This is a genomic window from Streptomyces sp. NPDC002092, assembly GCF_053593775.1.
Genome location: NZ_JBSFDG010000011.1, coordinates 294,444 through 309,749, shown reverse-complemented (window position 1 = coordinate 309,749; position 15,306 = coordinate 294,444). Strand labels below are relative to the sequence as shown.

The 15,306-nt window shown below is 70.0% G+C and carries 13 protein-coding genes and 1 pseudogene; 8 read left to right on the top strand and 6 right to left on the bottom strand.

Going from position 1 to position 15,306, the window contains the following annotated elements:
• Window positions 1-3 precede the first annotated feature (3 nt).
• Window positions 4-1,602 carry an arabinofuranosidase catalytic domain-containing protein gene (locus ACWCRD_RS26460; protein ID WP_450968253.1) on the bottom strand — a complete coding sequence of 533 codons (1,599 nt, stop codon included), beginning with the start codon at window positions 1,600-1,602 and terminating at the stop codon, window positions 4-6.
• 589 nt (window positions 1,603-2,191) lie between these two features.
• On the opposite strand from ACWCRD_RS26460, the gene ACWCRD_RS26455 reads away from it, so the two are divergent.
• The gene (locus tag ACWCRD_RS26455) at window positions 2,192-3,214 is read left to right on the top strand and encodes a LacI family DNA-binding transcriptional regulator (RefSeq protein WP_450968252.1); all 1,023 of its coding nucleotides are present in this window, start codon (window positions 2,192-2,194) and stop codon (window positions 3,212-3,214) included.
• A 13-nt stretch (window positions 3,215-3,227) separates the two neighbouring features.
• On the opposite strand, the gene ACWCRD_RS26450 is transcribed toward ACWCRD_RS26455, so the two are convergent.
• Window positions 3,228-4,061 carry a helix-turn-helix transcriptional regulator gene (locus tag ACWCRD_RS26450; RefSeq protein ID WP_450968251.1) on the bottom strand — a complete coding sequence of 278 codons (834 nt, stop codon included), beginning with the start codon at window positions 4,059-4,061 and terminating at the stop codon, window positions 3,228-3,230.
• A 141-nt stretch (window positions 4,062-4,202) separates the two neighbouring features.
• Between ACWCRD_RS26450 and ACWCRD_RS26445 the strand changes: the two genes are divergently transcribed.
• Window positions 4,203-4,469 carry an Atu4866 domain-containing protein gene (locus tag ACWCRD_RS26445; RefSeq protein ID WP_450968250.1) on the top strand — a complete coding sequence of 89 codons (267 nt, stop codon included), beginning with the start codon at window positions 4,203-4,205 and terminating at the stop codon, window positions 4,467-4,469.
• On the top strand, window positions 4,466-5,200 hold the full coding sequence (locus ACWCRD_RS26440; protein ID WP_450968249.1) for an SDR family oxidoreductase: 735 nt from the start codon (window positions 4,466-4,468) through the stop codon (window positions 5,198-5,200). Before ACWCRD_RS26445 ends, ACWCRD_RS26440 begins: the two co-directional genes overlap by 4 nt.
• An 82-nt stretch (window positions 5,201-5,282) precedes the next feature.
• Here the strand turns inward: ACWCRD_RS26440 and ACWCRD_RS26435 are convergent, their stop codons facing one another.
• The 4 genes from ACWCRD_RS26435 to ACWCRD_RS26420 form a co-directional block, all read right to left on the bottom strand.
• Window positions 5,283-6,608, bottom strand: a complete 1,326-nt coding sequence (locus tag ACWCRD_RS26435) for an LLM class flavin-dependent oxidoreductase (protein WP_450968248.1) — start codon at window positions 6,606-6,608, stop codon at window positions 5,283-5,285.
• Window positions 6,605-7,627, bottom strand: coding sequence for an aliphatic sulfonate ABC transporter substrate-binding protein (locus ACWCRD_RS26430; RefSeq protein WP_450968247.1), 1,023 nt, complete (start codon window positions 7,625-7,627; stop codon window positions 6,605-6,607). Before ACWCRD_RS26430 ends, ACWCRD_RS26435 begins: the two co-directional genes overlap by 4 nt.
• 97 nt (window positions 7,628-7,724) lie before the next feature.
• The gene (locus tag ACWCRD_RS26425) at window positions 7,725-8,456 is read right to left on the bottom strand and encodes an ABC transporter ATP-binding protein (RefSeq protein WP_450968246.1); all 732 of its coding nucleotides are present in this window, start codon (window positions 8,454-8,456) and stop codon (window positions 7,725-7,727) included.
• On the bottom strand, window positions 8,453-9,349 hold the full coding sequence (locus tag ACWCRD_RS26420; protein ID WP_450968245.1) for an ABC transporter permease: 897 nt from the start codon (window positions 9,347-9,349) through the stop codon (window positions 8,453-8,455). Before ACWCRD_RS26420 ends, ACWCRD_RS26425 begins: the two co-directional genes overlap by 4 nt.
• 579 nt (window positions 9,350-9,928) lie before the next feature.
• Between ACWCRD_RS26420 and ACWCRD_RS26415 the strand changes: the two are divergent.
• The 5 genes and pseudogenes from ACWCRD_RS26415 to ACWCRD_RS26395 form a co-directional block, all read left to right on the top strand.
• A pseudogene (locus ACWCRD_RS26415) lies at window positions 9,929-10,081 on the top strand (F420-dependent methylene-tetrahydromethanopterin reductase); the annotation flags it as partial.
• A gap of 76 nt (window positions 10,082-10,157) precedes the next feature.
• Complete coding sequence (locus ACWCRD_RS26410; RefSeq protein ID WP_450968244.1) at window positions 10,158-11,081, top strand: LLM class F420-dependent oxidoreductase; 924 nt, start codon at window positions 10,158-10,160, stop codon at window positions 11,079-11,081.
• Between the two features lie 76 nt (window positions 11,082-11,157).
• Window positions 11,158-11,982 carry a DUF1684 domain-containing protein gene (locus tag ACWCRD_RS26405; protein ID WP_450968243.1) on the top strand — a complete coding sequence of 275 codons (825 nt, stop codon included), beginning with the start codon at window positions 11,158-11,160 and terminating at the stop codon, window positions 11,980-11,982.
• Window positions 11,983-12,512: 530 nt separating this feature from the next.
• Window positions 12,513-13,742, top strand: coding sequence for a PP2C family protein-serine/threonine phosphatase (locus tag ACWCRD_RS26400; protein ID WP_450968314.1), 1,230 nt, complete (start codon window positions 12,513-12,515; stop codon window positions 13,740-13,742).
• A gap of 1,182 nt (window positions 13,743-14,924) precedes the next feature.
• Window positions 14,925-15,176, top strand: coding sequence for a hypothetical protein (locus ACWCRD_RS26395; protein WP_450968242.1), 252 nt, complete (start codon window positions 14,925-14,927; stop codon window positions 15,174-15,176).
• Window positions 15,177-15,306 lie beyond the last annotated feature (130 nt).

Below are 15,306 nucleotides of genomic sequence, written 5' to 3'. Positions count from 1 at the left end.
AGGTCAGCTGAGACTCCACTGCTGGTTGGACTGCCCGTTGCACGTCCAGAGTTCGGCCAGGGCGCCGTTGGCCGTGGAGGCGCCGGTGACATCCAGGCAGAGTCCGGACTGGGTGCCCTTGACCGTGCCGTCGGAGTTCACCTGCCACTGCTGGTTGGCGCCGCCGTTGCACGGCCAGGTCACCACCTTGGTGCCGGCGGACGTCTGGTTGTTGTAGGCGTCCAGGCACATCTGGCTGCTGCCGCTGTAGACGGTCAGCTGGCCGGAGGACGTACGGGTCCAGGTCTGGTTGGCGGCGCCGCTGCAGTCCCAGATCTGCACCTGTGTACCCGCCGTGGTGGAGGAGTTGGGCACGTCCAGGCACTTGCCCGCGCCCACGGCGTGCAGCGCGCCGGTTCCCGTCCCGCCGGAGGAGGCGTTGCTGTATCCGGCCGCGGTGATGTTGGCCTGGACCGCGTTCTCCGTGGCGTCCGACGGATAGCCGGAGGTCATCACGCCCTCGTAGAAGGTGCCTTGGGCGCCCTTGCTGTTGTCGCCGCCGGTGCCCAGGATGATGGCACCCTGTTTGCGCATCGGGTTGTAGCCCGCGACGTTGGGACGCACTCCGTCGTAGAAGGTGGACAGGGAGCCGGACTGGGCGTTGCCGCCGCGGATGGCCCAGTGGTTCGGGCCGCCCTTGATGATGGCGGTCGTGTAGCGGTAGTTGATCGTCGGGTCGTTCGCGTTGTAGTGCTGGTTCACACCGGAGAACAGGCCGTTCTCCAGGTCCGCCATGATCCAGGGGCCGTTGCCGCTGCCGTACCCCCAGACCTTGATGTTGCCGAAATAGATGGCCTCCATGGTGCCGTTGCCGTCGTCGTTGCTGTCCGTCTCGGCGTTGCCGTAGTCGAAGCAGCAGCCGCCGTTGTAGTGCGTGCCGTCGAAGATCGCGTACATGCCCTCGGGGTTGTCCCCGGTCGCGATGCCGTTGGTGTGGTTGTTGCGGTAGCCCGTGCCGGGCGCCACGAAGACGCCGTAGGCCTTGTGACCTCCCACCGTGGTGGGCGCGGCGGTCGCGTTCGCGAGGTTGTCGGGGCCGCCCGCCGCGCCGCCGCCGGGCGCCTGGGTGAGGTGGTTGCCGCGGCCGGACTGGTCGTAGACGACCGTGATGAGACAGGTCGTGCCCGAGCAGAACGAGTCCTGGGCGGCGGCGTCGGCGTATCCGCCCGCGCTCAGGACGCCGATGTTCCTCGTGGTGTTGTCCGAGGCACGGCGGACCTGGTACAGCGGCCCGTTGTACGAGGCGTACAACGCTCGTGTCGTGCTGTGCGCGGCGACGCAGGGGGTGCCGCCTGCCGCATAGATGTCGCACGGCCCGGAGGCGGCGGCACGGGCCGTGCCGGCCGTGGCCGTGGCGCCCGCAAGTGTGCCGAGGACGAGCACGGTCGCGGCGCCCGCACGGGCGAACGCCTTCGGCAGCTTGCCGGGCGAGCGCGTCGGCGGAGGAACGTGTGCCCGGTCCGGTGCGTTGGCCGCTCCGGCTCGGTGCCGTACCGCGGCGAGCAACTGCTGGACGCCACCGAGACCGGACAACAGGCGGCGTCTCGTACGTGTGGTTCCCATCTGATCTCCCTACCGCGCCGGGCCAAACCGGTCGGGTTGTGGTGGTGGCGCTGACAGCTGCGGAAGCGCTTGAACGTGCCGTTGTTGCAGTGGGATTGCAGAGAGGCTTCGGGGGAGGGTGCGGAATCGATTCGACTGCTGATTCCTGCGGTTCGCAAGCCGTCGGCAGCGTCGAAAAGTTGCGGTGTGACGGCGGGCGCACGGCGGCGCCACCGCCCGCCGTGCGGGCGCTGTGGGCCGGGCGCGGGTGCCCGACGGCCGGTCCCTGATCACCCGGGTGACCTCCATCTTGCCGGTGAGCAGGACTCAGCGGCCATGTCGGCACTATGGAGGGCCCGTTGAGGACGCGCACTGGCCAAGCAGGCAAGGCTTCGGCCCACGTGTCGCGCCGCCTCCGCCTCACGGCACGCCATTGACCTCGCGTCACCGCCGGCCGTGACGTTCGTCGAAGCGCTTGCGCGGAACCGGTTCGCTCCCTGCACGGGCGTCCTCGTCGGCCCGGGGCCGGGGCACTCGAACGGCCACCGCAGCCGCGAGGACCCCGCCGGAGGTATCCTTTCGGCCCGCGGGCGAGTTCTCGGGGGGCTGCATGAACATCGGGGAGATCGCTCGACGCGCCGGCGTGTCACGCAGCACGGTGTCCTATGCGCTCAGCGGCAAACGCCCCGTCGCGAACAGCACCCGCAGACGCATCCAAGACGTGATCGACGAATTGGGATATCGCCCCAACGCGACCGCGAGGGCCCTCAAGGAGGGCCGCACCCGGACGATCGGTCTCGTCGTCCCGCCGGCCCGCAACAGGCTCACACACATGCAACTGGACTTCGTTGCAAGCGTGGTCGACGCCGCCGCACGGGTCGACCTCGATGTGCTGCTGTCCCCTTCCGGCAGGGACCACGACCGGTCCTTCGAGCGGCTGGTCTCGGAAGGCCGCGTGGACGGCGTCATCCTGATGGAGATACGCCTGGAGGACGCTCGCGTGGGTCGCCTGCAGGACTCCGGGCTGCCCTTCGTCGGCATCGGGCACACGGCCGGCGACCGGCAGATGTCCTGGATCGACGTCGACTACGCGGGCCTGGTCCAGCACTGCGTGCGGCACCTCGCCGATCTGGGGCACCGCCGGGTGGCGCTGATCACCCGTTCCCCGGAACTCGTCTCGGCCGGTTACGGCCCGGCGTGCAGGGCCAGGGACGGCTTCGAGGCCGCCGTGGCGGAACGCGGACTCCACGGCATCGAAGTGCCGTGCGGGGACGATGCCCGCTCGGGTCAGGAATGCCTCGATGCGCTCCTGCGCAGCCATCCGGACCTCACCGCTGTCACCACCATCAACGAGGCCGCCCTGCCCGGCATCCAGCGCGCGCTGGCGGACACCGGCCTGCGGGTGCCGTACGACTTCTCCATCACCGGAGTGGCGGCCAGGACCTGGGCGGAGGACTTCCGCCCGCCCCTCACGGCAGCGGACGTACCGGCCCTGGAAATGGGCGAAGAAGCCGTTTCCCTGCTGGTGGAACGCATCGCCGCGCCCGACACCCCGCCTCGGCACATCCTGCTGGCTCCCCCCATCTCGCTGCGCTCCAGCACGGCCGCCGCCCGCACCGGCCTCCGGGTGTGACCGAGCGTTTCGGCTACCTGGCCGTCCGGTTCGAGGTGGCGTGGAGGGAACCGAGCAGGTTGAGGGCCTGGGCGCTGGGACTGCCGGGTTCGGCCTGGTAGACGACGAGTTGCTGGCCCGGAGCATCGCGTACGTCGAAGGCCTGGTAGGTGAGGGCCAGGGTGCCGACCTCGGGGTGGAGCAGGTGCTTGGCGTCCTGGGTCTTGCCCCGCACGGCATGCGTGGTCCACAGCCGGGTGAAGTCCCTGCTCTGCTCGGAGAGGACGCGGACGAGTTCCCGCAGGCGCGGGTGGTCCGGGTCGAGGCCGGCCGCCTGGCGCAGGTGGCTCACGGTGGCCTGTGCCGTGTGGCTCCACCGGGCGTAGAACTGCCGGCCTGCCGGGTCGAGGAAGGTCATGCGGGCCAGGTTGTCCGCCCGCTCGAAGGGTGAGTGCAGGGCCTCGGCCAGGGCGTTGGTCGCCAGGACGTCCAAGGTCCGGTTGATGACGAACGCCGGAGCGCCCGGGTAGCCGTCCAGCAGCTGGCGAAGGCCGGGAGTGACCCGGTCCGTGGTGTGGTTGAACCGGTCGCTCGGCGCTGTCCCGGCCAGCCGGTGCAGATGCGCGTGGGCGTCGGGGTCCAGTAGCAGGGCTCGGCCGAGCGCGTCGACCACCTGGGCCGAGGGGTGGCGTTCGCGTCCCTGTTCCAGGCGGGTGTAGTAATCCGCGTTCACCCCCGCCAGGACGGCGACCTCCTCACGGCGAAGTCCGGCGACCCTGCGCACGCCGTGGCTCGGCATGCCGACGTCCTGCGGCCCCAGTGCCGCTCTGCGTGCGCGCAGGAACTCCCCCAGATGGTTGTCGGTCATGCCCTCAGGCTAGGCCGCAGGGGCGGTGTGGTGCCTGGGTGTGGTGCACCCAGGCACCACACGTCCTGGTCGGCGGTCTTCGACCTGTCCAGACTCGGTCGGGCAGGACAGATTCGCACCCATGGACGAGGAGAGTCCGTCATGTCAGGGAAGACGGAGCACGGCAACGCCGACGTGGTCGGTATGTGGGTGACCGCGGACGGTCACATCCGCCAGGAGTTGCGGGCGGACGGCCGGTACGAAGAGGCCCGCGGCGACCGACGCAGCGCGTACACGGGCCGATACACGGTGACCGGCAGCCACATCGGCTACGTCGACGACTCCGGGTTCACCGCGACGGGCGACATCCGTGACGGCGTGCTCCACCACGAGCATCTGGTGCTCCACCGAGAGGAAACACAGGCATGACGGACACAGCCAAGGTCGTGGTGGTCACCGGAGCGAGCAGCGGGATCGGAGCGGCGACCGCCCGCCGGCTGGCCGCCGACGGCCACAGCCTGTTCCTCGGGGCACGACGCTCCGATCGTCTGGACACGCTGGCCAAGGAGATCACCACCGCGGGCGGCACCGCGGCGTTCCGGCGGCTGGATGTCACGGATGCCGCCGATGTCCGGGCCTTCATGTCCGCCGCCCGCGAGCGCTACGGCCGAGTGGACGTGGTGGTCAACAACGCCGGGGTGATGCCGCTCTCGCCGATGGAGGCGCTGAAGACCGACGAGTGGGACCGGATGATCGACGTGAACGTGCGGGGAGTCCTGCACGGCATCGCCGCCGCCCTGCCCGCGATGCGCGCGCAGGGTGGCGGGCACTTCGTGAACATCGCCTCCGTCGGCGCATACGAGGTCTCTCCCACCGCCGCTGTCTACTGCGCGACGAAATTCGCCGTACGCGCGCTCTCCGAAGGGCTGCGCCAGGAGTCCACCGGGAACATCAGGGTCACTCTGGTCTCCCCGGGCGTGACCGAGTCCGAACTCGCCGACGGCATCTCCGACCCCGCTGCCAGGGAGGCCATGAAGACCTATCGCGCCGTGGCGCTGCCGGCCTCCGCCGTCGCGGAGGCCATCGCCTACGCCATTTCCCAGCCTTCGCAGGTCGACGTCAACGAGATCGTCGTACGGCCCGCCGCCGGCGCCCAATGAACCGCGGCAGGGGCGGCGGACCCCGCCGCTGCGGCTTGTGGCAGCGGCGGGAGTCGTGAGCGGGTCGCCCGTGGAGGGCCGGTCAGGCGTGGAACTGGTTGGCCGGGACCGGGAGTCCGTAGTGCTCGCGCAGCGTCCTGCCCTCGTACTCCTCGCGGAACAGGCCCTTGCCGCGCAGGATCGGCAGGACGTGTTCGACGAAGGCCGCCAGGCCCGACGGCAGGGCGGGGGCCATGATGTTGAACCCGTCCGCCGCGCCGCCCTCGAACCAGGCGATGATCGTGTCCGCGATCTGCTCGGGGGTGCCGACGAACTCGAAGTGGCCGCGTCCTCCGCCGAGCCGGGAGATGACCTGCCGGACCGTCAGCCGCTCACGCACCGCCAGGTCGATGATCAGGTCGGAACGGCTCTGTGAGCCTTCCAGTTTCGGCCTCGCGAGGATGAAGTCGGGCAGCGGCGCGTCGAGTTGGAAGACCGACGGTTCGGTCTCGAACACGGCGGCCAGCTGGCGCAGCCCGTACTCCGGCACCCGCAGCTCGTCGAACTGCCGGGCCAGCGCCCGGGCCTCCGCCTCGGTCGACCCGATGTACGGGACGATGCCCGGCAGGACGATCACACCGTCCGGGTCGCGCCCCGCGGCCCGGGTGCGGGCCTTGATGTCGGCGTAGAAGGCGGCAGCCCGCTCGTAGGTCGTGTGCGCGGTGAAGATGGCCTCGGCGTGCCGGGCCGCGAAGTCCTTGCCGTCCTCGGAGGAGCCGGCCTGGACGAGCAGCGGGTAACCCTGCGGCGGGCGCTCGACGTTGAGCGGGCCGGCCACCTTGAAGTACCTGCCCTCATGGCCGAGCCGGTGCAGGCGCTCCGGGTCGGCGTAGCGTCCCGTGCTGCGGTCCGCGACGACGGCCTCCGACTCCCAGCTGTCCCACAGGGCTTTGGCGACCTTCAGGAACTCGTCGGCGCGGGCGTAGCGTTCGGCGTGGTCGGGGCGGTTGTCGAGGCCGAAGTTGGCGGCCTCGTCGGCTCCGGCCGAGGTGACGATGTTCCAGCCGGCGCGGCCGCCGCTGACGTGGTCGACGGAGGCGAGCCGGCGGGCCAGGTTGTACGGCTCGTTGTAGGTCGACGACACGGTCGCGATGAGGCCGATCCTGCTGGTCGCCTGGGACAGGGCGGTCAGCAGGGTCAGCGGTTCGAGCTGGCCCGGCGGGCGGAACTCGCCGGTGCCGATGAGCGCGGGGCCGTCCGCCAGGAACAGCGAGTCGAACTTGGCGCTCTCGGCCAGCTGCGCCAGCTCGATCCAGTGCCGCAGGTCGAAGTCCGCCCGCGGATTGCTGTCGGGCAGCCGCCATGCCGCCTCGTGGTGGCCCGCCTCCATCAGGAAGGCGTTGAGGTGGAGCCGCCGTCCCGCGCTCATGAGGTGACCTTCAACGTGGAGCTGTCGTAGCCGGCCGGCAGGAGGTTGTCGACGATCGACGTGACGTCGACCTTCTTGGTGATCTGACCCGCCTCCAGGAAGGCGTCGGCGAGCTTCTGCTCCAGTGCGATGTCGGCCGGCACCACCGGGGTCACCCGGTTCGAGTAGGCCGCCAGGGACGCCTTGGCGTCGGCGAGCGGGATGCCCTGCTCCTGCGAGAGCGCCTGCGCGTATGTGTCGGGGTTCTTCACGGCCCAGGCGAACTCCCGCGACAGCCTCTTCAGGACGTCCGTGAGGGCCGCGCGCTTGGTCTTGTCCTTCAGTGAGGTGTCACTGGCGACGTAGTAGCTGCTGGTCTGGTCGATCGGCGGGAGGCCCTTCACCAGGATCCGGGCTCCGTTCTTGACCGCGATGGCCGACTGCGGGTTCCAGATCGACCAGGCGTCCACCTTGCCGGTGTTGAAGGCGGTCGCGGCGGCCGCCGGGTCGAGGAAGACCAGCTTGGCGTCCTTGGGGGTGAGGCCGACGCTCTTCAGCGCGTTCAGGGCCAGGCCGTGGGCCGAGCTGCCCTGCGGGACGGCGATCCTCTTGCCCTTGAGGTCGGCGGCCGTCTTCAGCGTCGAGCCCTTCGGCACGATGATGTTCTCCACCGCCTGGTCGGGCGTGAGCGACCGGTTGACGGCGACGACCTTGAAGCCGTACTCCTTCGCGGCCCCGGTGATCGGCGGTACGTCGCCGACGCTGCCCAGGTCGATGTCGCCCGACGCCGCCGCCTGCACCAGCGGCGGGCCGTAGGTGAAGCGGGCGAACTTCACCTTGTACGGCGCGTTGTCGAAGACTCCGGTCAGCTTCGCCAGGGCCTCGCTGCCGTCACCGCCGTTGTCGCCGACGGTGAAGGTGTACTTGCTCCAGTCGGGGTGCTTGGCGTCGCTCGTGTCGACGGCGTTCTTCAGCGGCGCGGCGGTGCCCGACGACGAGCCGCAGCCGACGAGCATGCCCGCCAGGGCGAGCGTGCCCACGGCGCCGACGACTCTGCTGGTTCTCTTACGAATTGGACGCATAGGACGCACGGGATGTCGTGTTCTTTCTGTGCTGGGTGAGGGTGTTGGGGGTGGTTCAGTGCCGGCCTGCGAGGCCGAGGTCTTCCAGGAGCCGGGCGCGCAGTTCCTCGCGGGCGACACTCGCTTCGCGGTCCGCGGCGCAGAGCCGGACCTCGTGCGAGGTGCCGATGCGGCCGCTGCTCATGACGACGATGCGGTCCGCGAGGGCGATCGCCTCGTCGACATCGTGGGTGACGAGCAGCATGGCGGCGTGGTGCTTGGCGCGCAGGGCCCGTACGAGGTCGTGCATGCGCAGCCGGGTGATGGCGTCGAGGGCCGCGAACGGCTCGTCGAGCAGCACGAGTTCGGGCTCCGAGACCAGGGCCCGCGCGAGGGACACCCGCTGGGCCTCGCCGCCGGAGAGCTCCTTGGGCCAGGCCTTCTCCCGGCCCGCCAGGCCGACTTCGGCGAGCACGTCGCGGGCGCGCTGTTCCGCGTCGGGTCCGCGCAGGCCGAGGGTGACGTTGCGCAGGACGCGCTGCCACGGCAGCAGCCGGTCGGCCTGGAAGACGATCGCCCGCCGTGCCGGGACCTCCACCCGGCCTGCGTCGGGCCGGTCGAGTCCGGCGAGCAGCCGCAGCAGGGTGCTCTTGCCGCAGCCCGAGGGGCCGAGCAGGATCACCAACTCCTCGTCGCCGACGGTGAGATCGAGGTGGTCGAGCACCACCCGGTCACCGAACTGACGGACCACCTGCTCGACGACGACCCCGGTCCGCCGACGCGGCTCGGTCGCGACTGTGCTGCTCATGACGCCTCATAACTGGGCCGCCACCGCAGCAGCACCCGCTCGAGAGCCCGGACGAACTGATCGGCGAGCAGACCGAGGAGCGAGTAGATCACCAGCCCCACGAAGACCTGGTTGGTCTGCAGATATGTCTGCCCCTGGGTGATGAGGAAGCCAAGTCCCTTGTCCGCGTTGACGGTTTCGGCGGCGACGAGGCCCAGGACGCTGTACGCCAGGGAGAACCGAAGCCCCACCAGGAACCCAGGCAGCGCTCCTGGCACCAGCACCCGCGTCACCAGCCGCCGGCGGCCCGCGCCCGTCGTACGCGCCATCTCGATCAGCCGCTGGTCGACGCCCCGGATCGCGGCGAACAGGTTGAGATACATCGGGACCCCGGCCCCGAACGAGATCAGCAGCACCTTGGTGAGCTCGTCGATGCCGAACCACACGATCATCAGCGGCAGCACCGCGAGGAGGGGGATCGTGTTGAGCACCTGCACCACGCCGTTGAACAGGAACTCACCGCTGCGCAGCAGCCCGCCGAGCACACCGGTGACGATGCCCACCGTCAGACCGATCGCGAGTCCGATGCCGGCCCGCTGCAGTGAGATGGCCAAGTCGGGCCCGAGGACGCCCTGTTGCCACAGATCGGCGGCAGCCTTCACGATCGCGGTCGGCGCCGGAGCATAGGTCTTCGCCAGCACACCGGCGCGGGCGAGGAACTCCCAGGCGACGAGGACCACGACCGGGATCGTGTAGATGCCCAACGGCCAGCGCAGCCGCTCGCGCAGAGTGGTGAGCGGCGTCCGACGGCGGGCGTCCCGCGGCAGGAACACCTCGCGTCGCCGCGCACTGGTCGGCTCGGCGGCCGGGACCGGCTTGGCGAGAGCCGCGGCCGGGATGCGGACCTCGGTCATGGCGCCACCGCCGGCACGTCTACGGTGACCGCGCCGGTGCGGTCGGTGAGCTTACGGATGGACACAGGCATGGGGAGGCCCTTCTCGGAGGAAGCGGGCGCACCGCTGGGTGCTGAGGGGTGAAGAGCGGGAGTGAACGACCGGTTCGAGGCGGCCGAACGGGGACTTGGCAGTCGGTGCGGCCGCGACGCAGGGACAGCCGGCGACCACGGGACGGCACACTGCGCCCGCAGACACTTCTCCCTCAGCCGGGAGGGAGAGACGTGAGGTGAGGCCGGAGAAGAGTCGCTCAGGACGCGGATACGAAGATCCCCGAGGACGGCATCACCGGATGCCGCCGGGGACCGCTTACCGGGTCAGCGACAACAAAACGCGCTGGAGACGTGCGCCAGATCGATGTGGCGCCGCCGGGTCAGGTCCACGCGCGGGTTCATGGAACGGGAGTTCAGCAGAGGTCCGCGAGGTTGGTCAATGACTTCCCGGACAGGTCTTGCATTGCGGACACCGGGAACTTCCCCGGATCAGCACTTCGCGGTCGTCGAGCAACCCTGCGTCGGGAACTGCGAGAAGCGCAGCCACGGCCTCGACGGCATCGTCGACCTGCTCGTCCCGGAACTGCAGGAACGCGGGCTCTACCGCACCGACTGCACCGGCAGCACGCTCCGCGACCACCTCGGCCTGCGCGAACCCCTCCCCCACCGGTCCGCACCCGACCAGCGGCAGGCCGGCTGACCACCACACACGACTGACACGAAGCTGTCACACAGGGAGCGGAATGCGGGTTCGCCGAGCATCCGTTCCGACTGACATGACTGTGGGCGTAGCACTCAACGCATCCGACGCACAGAACCAGGTCGACGCCACCGTGCAGTTGGCCCGGGAGGCCGCGGCCGCCGGGCTGCGGTCGGCCTGGTTCGGTCAGACCTTCGGCGCGGACTCACCCCAGCTCGCGGCGATCGTCGGACGCGAGGTGTCCGGACTGCAGGTGGGGACCTCCGCCATCCCCGTATTCGGCCGCCACCCGCTGCTGGTCTCCAGCCAGGCCCAGACCGCCCAGGCCGCGACACACGGCCGCTACCACCTCGGTCTGGCCCTGGGCACGAAACTGCTGACGGAGAGCGGCTTCGGCCTGCCCTTCGAACGCCCCATCGCCCGCCTGCGTGAATTCCTCGTCGCGCTACGGCAGTTGACGGAGACCGGCACGGCCGACTTCCACGGGGAACTGCTCACCGCCACCACCCCGATTCCGGCGCGCGTCCCGGGCGCCGAAGGCGGCGTCCCCCTGCTGGTCGCCGCGATGGGGCCGCAGGCGCTGCGGGTCAGCGGTGAGCTGGCGGACGGCATCCTGCCGTATCTGGCGGGACCGCGCGCCCTGGCGGACCACATCGTTCCCGCCCTGACCGCGGCCGCCGAGGCCGCCGGCCGTCCCGCGCCCCGGATCGTGGCCCTGGTGCCCGGCGTGGTCACGGACGACGTGGACGCGGTGCGGGCGAAGGCCACCGAGAACCTCGCGTTCTACGAACAGATCCCGTCCTACGCCCGCGTCATCGAGCTCTCCGGCGGCCGACGGGCCGCAGACCTGGCCGTGATCGGCGACGAGAAGGCGGTCGAGGCCGAGGTACGGCGCTACCGCGACGCCGGCGCCACCGAGGTCGTGTTCTCGAGCACCGAGATCGCCGGAGAAGCAGACCGCCGGCGCACCTGGGCCCTCCTCGGCGAACTGGCCGGCTGAGCAAGCCCCCGCCTTCAGCCACCTCCACCCCCTTGCCACTGCGCGAGGCCGAGCCTCGCGGGACGAAGGAGACCACATGACCACCGAGGCCACCGCAACGGACCTGCAGGCCTTCACCGAGACCTGGCTTGACTGGTACCGCACCCAGGAGACCCGGCTCGCCGACCCGCACGGGTTCCTGGCCATCACCGGCCAGCACTGGCTCGACGACCGGCCGCAGCGCTTCCCCGACGCGCCCGGCGCCTGGTACACCGGCCCCGAGGGGGTCGTCGTCACCCTCGACGAGGGCGAGGAACTGGTCGTCGACGGCACCCCGGTGCACGGTGAACACCGCTTCGGCGTGCTTCCCGAGCGCGGCGACATCCACGCGGTCTGGGAAGACGCCGTCATCGAGGTCGCCAAGCGCGGCGGCAACGACATCGTCCGCCCCCGGCACCCGGACGCGCCAGTGCGCACCGCCTTCACCGGGACTCCCGCCTACGCGCCCGACCCGCGCTGGGCCGTGACCGGCCGGTACGTCCCCTTCGACGAGCCGCGGCCGACCGCCGTGGGCGCCGCGGTCGAGGGACTTGAGCACGTCTACGACGCTCCGGGCAGGGTCGAGTTCGAACTGGACGGGCAGCAGCTGGCTCTGACCGCGTTCCCGGGACGCGGTGCGGGCAGTCTGTTCCTGCTGTTCACCGACGCGACCTCCGGGGTCACCACCTACGCCGCCAACCGGTCCCTGGCGCTCGATCCGCCCGCCGCCGACGGCACGGTCGTCCTGGACTTCAACCGCGCCGCGAACCTGCCCTGCGCCTACACGGACATGGCCACCTGCCCGCTGCCCCCGGCCGAGAACCGGCTGCCGGTGGCCATCGAGGCGGGCCACAAGATCCCCGTCGAGCGCGGCGGTTCCTGAGCACCAGGGCCGGCCAGGCAGCGACTCGGCTCGACAGCGCGAGGGTGCAAGGTGCCCGTGGTCCGGGAGAGCGGGGGACGGCCGTCGCCCGTGGTCGGCACGGGCGACGGCCGCCGGGCGCGAGCAGTCGCACCCTCCCCTGGCACGACATCCCCGCGCGGGGATCGTCCTCGCGGCTCGGGGCGTGCGGGAGCTCGCCCCAGCTCGAAGCCACCGCAAGAACGAGGCCCAGGCCTGCATCGCCGGGCGGGTAGCCGGATTTCCGGTCCGAAATCCTCGAACGTGGCAACAGCAGCACCGACAGGTCGCATTTCGGCCTTCCCGGCCCGGATGGTCCACTCGTTGACCGTCCGACGCGCCCACATACAGCCTGCGCAGGTATTCACACGTGCAACTACCGCTTTTGGCTGCCGCGAGCCCTCGGGCGCCGTCGGCGCCACCAGCGGCCGGTCGCCCTCACCCGAGCGCACCGGCTCGATGGAGCCTAGCGTGAGGGTGAGGGGCGGCCGGAGGTGGTTGCGTTGCCGGAGATGGACTACGCGGCGTTGTTCGCCGCCACACCGAGCCCTTATCTGGTGCTGGGCCCGGACCTGGTCATCGTCGAGGTCAACCAGGCGTACCTGGACGCGACCGGCCGCATGCGTGCGGAACTGCTCGGCAAGCAGATCTTCGAGGCGTTCCCCGACAACCCCGCCGACCCCGAGGCGGACGGCGTGCGCAACCTCAGCGCCTCCCTGCACCGGGTGCTGGGCCTGCGCAAGCCGGACACCATGGCGCTGCAGAAGTACGACATCCCGGTCATGGACGAACCCGGAACGTTCGAGGAGCGCTGGTGGTCCCCGATCAACACGCCGATCCTCGCCCCGGACGGGAGCGTGCAGTGGATCATCCACCGCGTGGAGGACGTCACCGCCTTCGTCGAGGCCCGCGTGGCCGGCAACCAGCCGCCCCTGCAGCAGCTGACCAAGCGCGACGCGCTGGAGGCGGAGCTGTACGCACGCGCCCGTGAGCTGCAGCGGCTGAACGAGGAGCTGCGGCTGGCCCACACCCGCGAACGCCAGGTGGCCGTCACCCTCCAGGAGGCCATGCTTCAGGTGCCCGACCTGGCCCGGCATTCGGATGTCGCTGTGCGCTATCTGCCCGCGACCGGGTCACTGAACGTGTGCGGCGACTGGTACGACATGGTCAACCTCTCCGACAGCCGGTTCGCGGTGGCGGTCGGCGACGTCGTCGGCCACGGCCTGGAGGCGGCCGCCGTGATGGGCATGCTGCGCAGTGCACTCAGTGCCGCGATCCGGGCACTGGAGTCACCGGCCCGGGCGCTGGAGGTGCTGGGCCTGTACGCACGGTCCGTCGACGGCGCGCTGAACACCACCGCCGTGAAGGCACTCGTCGATCCCCGCAGCCAGTTGATCATCTACAGCAACGCGGGACACCCGCCGCCGATCCTGATGCACCCGGACGGCACCTGTGACCTGCTGGACAAGGCGACCGACCCGCCGCTGGGAGCCCGGCCCCAGCACGTGCCCCGCCCACAGGCCGGGCAGCCCTACGAGCCCGGGGCCACCCTGGTGCTGTACACCGACGGTCTGATCGAACGACGCGACGAGGACATCGAGAAAGGCATCGTCCGCCTGGTCGACGTCCTGCGGCTGCACCGCACCCTCGGCCCGGACCGCCTTGCCGACACCCTCCTGACCCGTCTCGGTGTAGCAGGCGGCGCCCACGACGACATCGCCCTCGTCATCGTCCGGCTGTGACCTTCCGCCGCCTCGTGCCCCCCTGAAGCCGGACCCCCGCACAGAAGAAGGGCCCTCACAGGTCCCGCCTGCGAAGACCCCTCACACCGTCGGGACGACAGGTTTTGATCCTGCGACCGCTTGACCCCCAGGAGTGAGGGGTACAGGGACCAGCGACCGGCGACCTGGTCGGCGACAGTAGAGTCCTACGAGCTCGACGTCATGCCACCGGCGCAGGACCATCCGGGCGGCCGGGCCTGAGCGATGCTGCACAGCAGGCCATCAGCTCATGATCACTCAGCCATTCCGCCACTCCACCGACACCACCCTTTTTCGTCGCTGCCCCGGGTTCCTCAGGGTGCGGATCCTCACCCAGCCATGACCTTCACGGAACTGCGGACAGAGCAGGTTTTTCACGGCTCTGACCGCAGTCCGTGAGCGGCCCGACGGCGATCAGAGATCAGGTACAAGGACAGGAGGGCCCAAGCCGTTCGGCCGGCCGCCGCAGGCAAATCATGTGCTCGCACGTGCCGGTCAGTCCTGGGTGTTTCGTGTCTTACCAAGCGTTCCAGAGCCCGCCGTGACGGTGGCGGACCGGAGGGATATCTGCGTCGTCAAGGTTGTGGCCAGCGTGGTGCAGTCCGCGGATCCGCTGGGCCTCAAGTCGACCCTGGAGCCGGGCCCGGCCTTCAGCCGTGGCGATCTCGGCAGAGAACGAGCCCCTTCTGCAGTAGAGCACCATCCATTGCCAGGAGGTGATCCGGTGCAGCATCTTCGTAGGAGCGGGGCGACGGCCTTCGCGGGCGGCCTGGGCCAGTTCAGCGTGCGTGTAACGCAGGTCGTACAGGGACATGGACTCCGAAACGACGTCTTGGACCCGGAGTCGCCGGGGAGTTGTGCGGACGGTTCGGGACATCGAGAGCCTCCGTAGGGCCCTCTGGGCTTTCCAGAGGTACCTACGGGGGGTGCGTAGTGGTCAGCACCACTCAGCCCTCTCGTCGGTCGGACGATCTACCAGCAGGACACTAGTCCCACGGTGGCGTGAAAGCCGAGGTTTTCTCCTCGCTCCGTTGCCAGGTCATGCCCCTCCAAGACCTTCGCTGAGGAGGTCCGGAGAAACGGCTCTGGCCGCGATTGCGTGATGGCGACGGCCGCGTCCTCCACCGAGATGCGACTGCGGCCGTCAGCGTCCAGGACCGGCTGGTGGCCGCCGATCCGGAAGCGGCCGGTGCGCTCGCCGGGGCCGATCTCTTCCGCGGGGCTGAAGTAGGTACACAGCCGGTTCGAGGTCCGCAGGACGGCCAGGGCGTCGCGGTGACCGCGTACCGCTGCGGCGTATTCGCGGGGCAGCCCGAGCTGGTCGAGGGTGGCGTGCAGCAGTTCGTCGGAGTCGGCGCAGACCACTCCTGGTTCGATTTCGAGGCTGTCGGCGTGGCCGCGATATCCAATATTTAATTGAATTCGTAAACGCCGCGGAGCGTTTTCTCTATTGGCTATAGCTTCGGAAACTCGGCCCGGCAAGTGGAGCAATGAAATCCGAATACCTCCTCAATGGGATTACAGCGTTCCCGTAGCGTGGGCATGA

Excerpts from the sequence above, each read along its gene's own strand:
- ACWCRD_RS26460 (WP_450968253.1), bottom strand. The coding sequence starts at position 1,602 with ATGGGAACCACACGTACGAGACGCCGCCTGTTGTCCGGTCTCGGTGGC.
- ACWCRD_RS26455 (WP_450968252.1), top strand. The coding sequence starts at position 2,192 with ATGAACATCGGGGAGATCGCTCGACGCGCCGGCGTGTCACGCAGCACG.
- ACWCRD_RS26450 (WP_450968251.1), bottom strand. The coding sequence starts at position 4,061 with ATGACCGACAACCATCTGGGGGAGTTCCTGCGCGCACGCAGAGCGGCA.
- ACWCRD_RS26445 (WP_450968250.1), top strand. The coding sequence starts at position 4,203 with ATGTCAGGGAAGACGGAGCACGGCAACGCCGACGTGGTCGGTATGTGG.
- ACWCRD_RS26440 (WP_450968249.1), top strand. The coding sequence starts at position 4,466 with ATGACGGACACAGCCAAGGTCGTGGTGGTCACCGGAGCGAGCAGCGGG.
- ACWCRD_RS26435 (WP_450968248.1), bottom strand. The coding sequence starts at position 6,608 with ATGAGCGCGGGACGGCGGCTCCACCTCAACGCCTTCCTGATGGAGGCG.
- ACWCRD_RS26425 (WP_450968246.1), bottom strand. The coding sequence starts at position 8,456 with ATGAGCAGCACAGTCGCGACCGAGCCGCGTCGGCGGACCGGGGTCGTC.
- ACWCRD_RS26420 (WP_450968245.1), bottom strand. The coding sequence starts at position 9,349 with ATGACCGAGGTCCGCATCCCGGCCGCGGCTCTCGCCAAGCCGGTCCCG.
- ACWCRD_RS26410 (WP_450968244.1), top strand. The coding sequence starts at position 10,158 with ATGACTGTGGGCGTAGCACTCAACGCATCCGACGCACAGAACCAGGTC.
- ACWCRD_RS26405 (WP_450968243.1), top strand. The coding sequence starts at position 11,158 with ATGACCACCGAGGCCACCGCAACGGACCTGCAGGCCTTCACCGAGACC.
- ACWCRD_RS26400 (WP_450968314.1), top strand. The coding sequence starts at position 12,513 with ATGGACTACGCGGCGTTGTTCGCCGCCACACCGAGCCCTTATCTGGTG.